The sequence below is a fragment of the Moorena sp. genome, from assembly GCF_982860115.1.
In genome coordinates, this window is the sequence record NZ_CEYLVT010000119.1 from 1 (window position 1) to 7,645 (window position 7,645).

5 protein-coding genes are annotated in these 7,645 nt (G+C 45.1%); 1 reads left to right on the forward strand and 4 read right to left on the reverse strand.

The window, feature by feature from the left end; genetic code table 11:
* Positions 1–18: 18 nt before the first annotated feature.
* Positions 19–1,998 (forward strand): heavy metal translocating P-type ATPase, encoded by a 1,980-nt coding sequence (locus AC4II3_RS19540; RefSeq protein ID WP_488011937.1) that lies wholly within the window; start codon positions 19–21, stop codon positions 1,996–1,998.
* Between the two features lie 73 nt (positions 1,999–2,071).
* Here AC4II3_RS19540 and AC4II3_RS19545 read toward each other — a convergent pair whose 3' ends face one another.
* From AC4II3_RS19545 to AC4II3_RS19560, 4 genes are all read right to left on the reverse strand, one after another.
* Positions 2,072–2,281, reverse strand: coding sequence for a hypothetical protein (locus AC4II3_RS19545; protein WP_488011935.1), 210 nt, complete (start codon positions 2,279–2,281; stop codon positions 2,072–2,074).
* A 616-nt stretch (positions 2,282–2,897) separates the two neighbouring features.
* Positions 2,898–6,005, reverse strand: coding sequence for an NACHT domain-containing protein (locus AC4II3_RS19550; protein ID WP_488011931.1), 3,108 nt, complete (start codon positions 6,003–6,005; stop codon positions 2,898–2,900).
* Between the two features lie 21 nt (positions 6,006–6,026).
* Positions 6,027–6,563: a hypothetical protein gene (locus AC4II3_RS19555; protein WP_488011929.1), complete on the reverse strand. Its 537-nt coding sequence runs from the start codon at positions 6,561–6,563 to the stop codon at positions 6,027–6,029.
* 202 nt (positions 6,564–6,765) lie between these two features.
* Entirely contained in the window at positions 6,766–7,341 is a 576-nt protein-coding gene (locus AC4II3_RS19560) for a Uma2 family endonuclease (RefSeq protein WP_488011927.1), read from the reverse strand.
* Positions 7,342–7,645: the final 304 nt, after the last annotated feature.

The following is a 7,645-nucleotide window of genomic DNA, read 5'->3' on the forward strand; positions in this document are numbered from 1 at the left end:
AACAGTCAAGCACAGGAGGTGACTACCCATGATGACTGCTGCGGGAACAGTCAAGGAAAGAATGAATTTAACTTGTGGCGCGAGTTAAGAGCGGTCGCGATCGCTACTCCGCTTTTGTTAATTGGACTGATTTTTCAAGATAGTTTAGATCAGACTCCTTTTGGCATAGCTGAATATGCCATCTTAATTCCTGCTTACTTACTCTGTGGTTGGGGAGTGCTAACCACTGCGGGGCGAAATATCCTGCGGGGTCGGATTTTTGACGAAAACTTTTTGATGACCATTGCTACCATAGGCGCGATCGCTATTCACCAACTACCGGAAGCAGTGGGGGTGATGTTGTTTTACCAGCTAGGGGAATTGGTACAGGGGTCTGCGGTGGGGCGATCGCGTCGTTCGATTCGAGCCTTGCTGGAAGTGCGTCCCGATACTGCTAATCTGCTGGTTGACGGCGAGATAAAAACCGTTTCCCCTGATCAAGTTGCTGTTGGGGAAATGATTCGGGTACGCCCTGGGGAGAAAGTTCCCCTGGACGGTGAGATTATTGAGGGAAGTTCCCAACTGGATACGTCTGCCCTCACAGGAGAATCAGTCCCCCGTACTGTTCTAACAGGAGATCTGGTGTTAGCAGGGATGATTAACCAGTCTGGAGGGCTAACCATTCGGGTTACTAAGCCCTTTGACGAGTCTTCCATTGCCAGAATTTTGGACTTGGTGGAAAACGCCAGAAGCAAAAAAGCCGACACGGAAAAGTTTATTACTCGCTTTGCCCGCTACTATACACCCGTTGTCGTTTTTCTTTCCCTAGCCGTTGCCCTGTTACCACCTTTGCTAATTTCCGGAGCAAGCGCCAGTACCTGGACTTATCGAGCCTTGGTGCTGTTGGTGATTTCCTGTCCCTGTGGATTGGTAATTAGTATTCCTCTGGGCTATTTTGGCGGTATTGGAGGGGCAGCCAAGCGCGGTATTTTGATTAAAGGTTCTACGTTTTTAGATGCCTTAACTCAGGTGAAAACCGTCGTCTTTGATAAAACTGGCACCCTTACTAAAGGAAACTTTCGAGTCACCGATATTATTACCCATAATGGTTTGAGTCAAGAGCAATTACTAGAATTAGCTGCTCATGTAGAATCTGGGTCAAATCATCCCGTCGCCCAATCGATTCGACAAGCTCATGGCAAACCGATTGACAGTTCTAAGGTTGAAAATTATCAAGAAATTGCGGGACACGGTATTCTCGCCCAAATTGATGGAAAAGTTGTGATCGCCGGAAACGATCGCTTACTCCATCGAGAGGGGATTTCCCATCATGTCTGTGTGGCTGATAGTACGGTAGCTCACTTAGCTGTGGATGGTGAATACAGTGGGCGTATCTTAATTGCCGATGAACTCAAAGAAGATGCCATCAATGCCATCCAAGCACTGCACCAACAGCAGATTAAAACTGTGATGCTGACAGGAGACAGTCAAACCATAGCTAATACTATCGCTCGAAGGCTAGGGATAGATGATTTTCAAGCGGAACTCTTACCAGAGGATAAGGTGAATGCTTTAGAGAAGATCCTTACAGCAGTAAACCAAACTAACCATAAAACTGCATTTGTGGGAGATGGCATCAACGACGCACCAGTCATTGCTCGTGCTGATGTGGGCATAGCTATGGGGGGATTAGGCTCAGATGCTGCTATCGAAACCGCCGACGTGGTAATTATGACCGATGCTCCCTCTAAAGTAGCAGAAGCGATCGCCATCGCCCGCCGAACCCTAGGTATTGTTTGGCAAAATATTATTATTGCTTTGGCAGTGAAAGTCGTCTTTATTGCTCTGGGTGCGATGGGGGTAGCAACTCTCTGGGAAGCTGTATTTGCTGATATGGGAGTGGCTCTGTTGGCGATTCTTAATGCTAGTCGGGTATTGCAAATAAGGGAGCAGGGAGCAGGGAGCAGGGAACAGGCAATAGGCAATAGGCAAGAGGCAATAGGCAATAGGCAAGAGTGACAAAATCTTTTGTACCTCATAGCTATGATCAACGCTATAGACAATCAGGGGATAGAATTGGAAAAATCAATATCTATTGATCGATTTCTTGCCGATAGGCAGCAATTTCAGCCTGTAGATCGTCAAAAGTCGGGTCATCCTTAAACCATCCAAATTTATCCAGCCAAGGATTTCCTGTCTTGCCTAGTAGTGGAATGTCAACTTCAACCACTTCAACCTGATTCGTTAGATAGTCAAGTAGTTGAGCTTTAAGCTGATTGATAGCAGCATCACGGGTAAGCATTCAGCCGTCAGCGGTCAGCCGTGAGCTAAAGGCTCACGCTGCGCGAACAGCTTTGTGGGAGAGGCTTCGACGCTGGGACTTTCGTGACTATTAAACGAATGCTTACCTGTTGTCTTGATGCAGTCGCTCATGAGGGAAACCACGGCAGTCGCTCATGGGGGAGACCCCCAAGACCACGCTGCCTCCCCAAGACCGCGCTGCATCGCTTATTCAAAAGCTGTTCGGTGTAGCTTGCCGATAGCCCATAAGCACATCAAGTAGCGTGTGTATAGCCCATAAGCTGATACACGACACGCTGATAGCTGATAGCTGACAGCTGACGCTCGAATGGCTAGCTGCCCGATCTCAACCAGAGGATTGCGTCGGGCAGCATGGGCGCTATGGCATCGGATTGCTTTAAAGTTGAAGCAGAATTCGATTCCACGTCACAGTTTGTTTCATCCCCTAACCGTAATCGAGGTTCTAAAAGAGTCTGCGGCTTCACAACAGTGCAGAGAGTCTAAGACTGCTTCGAGCCCAAAGCTAACTTTGGGTAGCGGGTGAAATTGTTTTCTGTTTTGGGTGTCACCGATGCCTTACCTGTCAATTTTTGACTTATGGTCAGATTTGGTCAGGTTTAAAGAAGGTGTTTATCCAACTGCTGATAGAGATAAATGCTTTGTTCGTAGGATGCGATCGCTTTATCATCCTTACCCCAATTTTGATAAATTATACCTAGTTGATAGTAGGCTAATGCTATTCTCGGTTGGTCATTAAGCTGCTTACAAGTGGCTAAGTATTTGAGTTGATCATCGACAGCTTTCTGATAGTTCCCGGATTTTTGATTATCATTAACCACCAAGGAGTGTAACAAGTATGACTTTGCTACTATTTCCTCAGACAACTGCTTATAATATTCCTCCTTTTTCCGGTAACAGGTAGCTATTGCCCAAGCAATGTAAACCTTGATTGGACTATCTGGCTGTTGATTAATCTCCTCTAAAATCCCAATAGCCTGATCATAGTTATCCGGGCGGAGGTAAGACAGTGCTGTGACAAATTCTATAGCTTGTTGATTTCCCTGATCCCGAATCGGATATTGTCTGGTTGCTTCCAGAGCTGGGGTCATCTCTTCCCCTAGCTCTGTCACCAAATCTATAAGATTATCCAATAGTCTAGGCTCTGGCTGCTTAACTAGCTGTTGAACAAACTCATTCACAGCACTAACTAAGGTTTCTCCTGCTTGACCACAAGCTACGTATAAACTCGCTACCTTAGTCTTTACCCGTCTCTCTTCACTTAGCTTTCTAATATTAGTTAAATTATTAGTTAAATTATTAGCCGTTTCTTGGAGACGCTTAATCACTTCATCTTTCTGATTAAACCTTTCAATATCCCGTAACCTGCTCAACAATCCCTTAATCGTTTCATTGTCAAAGTCTTTATCTAAACCCAAGTAAGTCCAGACCAACTGCTGAATCACCCTGGCTCGAATCGTGTTGTTGACATCAACATCAGTCAAAACCTGACCGGCAAACAGTAAATCCTGCAATACCAATGGCGACTCCTGATATGAAACCGTTGAATCTTCTTCTAAGACTGGCCAAACTAAAACCACATCCTGCCATAAGGTTTTTCTAATCTTAATTTCGCCATGGTCAATCCTAGGCTGATAGTCATCTAAGGGTTTAAACAACTTTGGAATTAACTTATTAATCCGTCTGGGATTCTCACTCCCCAAATACCCTAAGGCTAACAAAATTGGTTCATGCCAACGGGCTTCATATCCATGCTGATTAATACTATCGAGAATCTCACTAACATCATTATCAGCAATATACCGAGCAGCAAAATATTCTTCAAAGGTCAGATCTATAAATCCATAACTACCAGGGGCACGTTCTACAAACAAACCGGTTGTTTCCCTGACCCTCAGCAAAAAATCATTAATTTGCCACTGCACACTCTGGGAATCTGGGTCTTCATCATTCAACTCCCCATGGATTTCGGCTAGTTTTTCCCTAACCTCTGGTTCACTGACTAATCCGGAGGGTTTCTGTTCATGCATCCAGTAAGCCAAGGGAGCCAACAGTGCCATCACCTGACTTTCTTTGAGCACTACGGTCTCAACACCAGGCAATTTTTTGCTCAATTGCCAATCTTCGGTTAAGGTCTGGACGGCTAATTCATAGAGTTTTACCCGTTGATTGGGCAAGCGAGAGCCATTGCGGTGAATTAATGCCAAAATTGTTAACAATAAGGGATTGCCGGTCATACGCTTGACTCCCTCACTGGCTGCGATCGCTTTTTTAAGTTCCCCACTTTGATGCTCAGCTTCCTGCTGCCAATAGTATTGACTGGCATCTGGCCTTTGAGCTTTTTCTACCGCTAGACACCATCGGTCGAGAAACCGCTCCACCTGTTCCGGTTCCATTTCAGTAATGGTGAAATGAGAAAAGCGTTGGCTTAATTTAACTTCGCGATAGCCAGCAATCCGGCTAGTAATCACAAACTTGTTATTCGGGAATTCATTAACAAACCCTTCAATTTTGTCAACTATCTGCTGACGTATTTCCTGATTAAACACCTCATCCAATCCATCCAACAGCACCAGACACACCCCACTATGGAGTTTGTGACATAAATGCTCAAAAATGGTTGTATCAGTGTCTTGCTCAGGCTGATTTGTTACTGAACCTTGCCATTGTTGAGAAAATTCCCTAAGAAACTCCTGCAAGCTCAAGTCCGATTGCTTTACTAGCCGTTCCGCATAATCAGCAATCCGAAACAAAACCGGTAAGCGAGTTAGCCCCAAATTCTCTTCAGCCTCCCCTGCTAATACCATTTCCTGGTCATCCCGTTGAGCGGTGGCAAAATGAAGCGCTAGATATTTCAGCAAGGTGGTTTTACCAGCACCAGGGTCTCCCAAAATCACGCTATACTGACTATCCTGTATGGCTTTGGCTAAATCAACCTTTTCCGGAATAGTTTTAGTACTGCCAGAAATAGCGATATCCTGGGGTATTGGTTCAAACTTATCTAACCGAATCAAAGCGTTAGATAAATTAGAGCTAGATAAACGCCCAGCATCGGAGGCATCAACCACCCGCAACTGACGTTCAGCCTTGAGGGAAATATAGACCTGATCCAAAAAAATATCGACTTGGCGCTGCACCTGCATCACGCCACTAAACTTGACATAAGAATTCTGGGCAATTAACCACTCCAGATAGGGATAGAATAAGGCTTCGAGGGGTGGACGTGCTTGAAATTGCACAATCTGCTCCCGCCAATCCCACAAATCCGGAGCCCGCAGGCGAAACTCATCCAAAAATTGCGATTTATTGAGCCAAAACATCAATACCATGTCTCGCTCAAACAGGGCTTCTCTACCGAGATTCAGTCGTTTTAGCTCATTGATCCGACGAGGTGTGTCCAACTGTTCAATCCCGAAGGCCATGATCAGAGGACGACTGGGAGCAGGAGTGTTGACAGAGGTGCCTTGATTCAGGGGATTGAGAAAATGCATTAAAGAATCCTGACTGTAGAAAAAGTTGCGAACCTGAAACCCTTGGTCACTCAAGGCTTCTTGACTAACAACAGAGTTAAACTGCTCCACCACTGGATGGTTGGGACCACTTTCAGGAGCAATGGCAAAAATAATTGTGGTGCCACTGGATAGTGCTAGAGTGGTTACTAAGTTATCCAGCTCATTATGGTCAGCGGACGTCAATTCCAGATTCATTATGGTCAGCGGACGTCAATTCTAGATAGGGATAAAATAACGGTGCCAGGGGGGATGTGTTTGAAATTCCACAATCTGCTCCCGCCAATCCCACAAATCCGGAGCCTGGAGGCGAAACTCATCCAAAAATTCTCGTTTATTGAGCCAAAACATCAATACCATGTCTTGCTTAAACAGGTCTTCTCTACCGAGATTCAGTCGTTTTAGCTCATCGATGCCACCAGATGTGTTTAACTGCTCAATCTCGAAGACCATGATTAGAGGACGAATGGGAGCAGGAGTGTTGACAGAGGTCTCTTGATCGAGGTGATTAAGACGGTAGAGAAAATTAATTAAAGAATCCTGACTGTAGAAAAAGTTGTTAACCTGAAACCCTTCCTCACTACAACCTTCTTGATTAACAACAGAGTTAAACTGCTTCACCACTGGATGGTTGGGACCACTTTTGGGAGCAATGGCAAAAATAATTGTGATCCCACTCGATAGTGCTAGAGTGGTTACTAAGCTATCCAGCTGATTATAGTCAGCAGGTGTCAATGGGTCAGGGGCTGTTGCCATGGGTGAGTATTGAGTGAGAGTGGGGAGATGGGGAGATGGGGAGATGGGGAGTTTGGGAGGGAGGATTAGTATTCACAAAAATCGTTAATTTATTGGATTTATGAGGTTGAGAAGATTACCTCATAATACATGCAAGAAACGCTATCAATTCTAAATTCTCAATTCTCAATTCTCAATTCCCTATTACCCATTACCATCGCGACTACTCAGAAATTGCCTTTCTGAAAAACCTCATTGCCTCAACTGTAGACGCCATTACTACAGACCTAGTTAACAACTCCATATCTAGGTCTGGTAACACCTCTGAGGTATAAATTCGTTCGTAACCGTCTGCTCTGAGATGATGTAAGGTAAATAGACCATCTTCCCAGAACCAGACTTCAGGTACACCCAACTCCCGATAGCGATTGAGTTTGGAGAGATTACCACTGGTAAAAACCACTTCGATAGATAAGTCTGGAATTGTCTTTGGCTTTCCGATACAATAAGACTCATCCGCTTGTGCTGAGGCTACCCCTGGTTTTTCTTGGGTAAAGCTTCCTGTTGGGGTGAACTCAATTCCCTTTTCTTCAAAGTAGATAGCTAACAGAATCCCGATCAAGCGGCTAAAGGTTTCGTGGTCTTGAGAAACTGCCAAGATTTCTACTTCTCCTCCGTAGTAGAATAACCGTATTCCTGGTGAATCGGCAAAGCTCTGTTCAAGTAATTTGAATTGTTGCCAATTCATCCCAGAGTGAATCAGCCGTTGGTCTTTTGGTTTTGAGAGTGTCTGTGTCATTGCTTCCATTCCCGATTACCCATGCCCTTCCCCCCTTTTTAAGCAGGGCTGTTTCATTTTAACAAAACCCAAAGCCTAGACAGCTCACGCTACGTAAGCATATGCGCTACGCGCACGCTACGCGAACAGCCGTCAGCCGTCAGCTGTCAGCCATTCCTGTACCGTGGCCATAGGGCAAGACTAAAGCTAAGCGAACAGCTTATTTTATTCAAAATTACCTCAAGTAGGTTGGCCACAAGCCCCTGAATGCTGAATGCTGAATGCTGAATGCTGAATGCTGAATGCTGAATGCTGAATGCTGAAT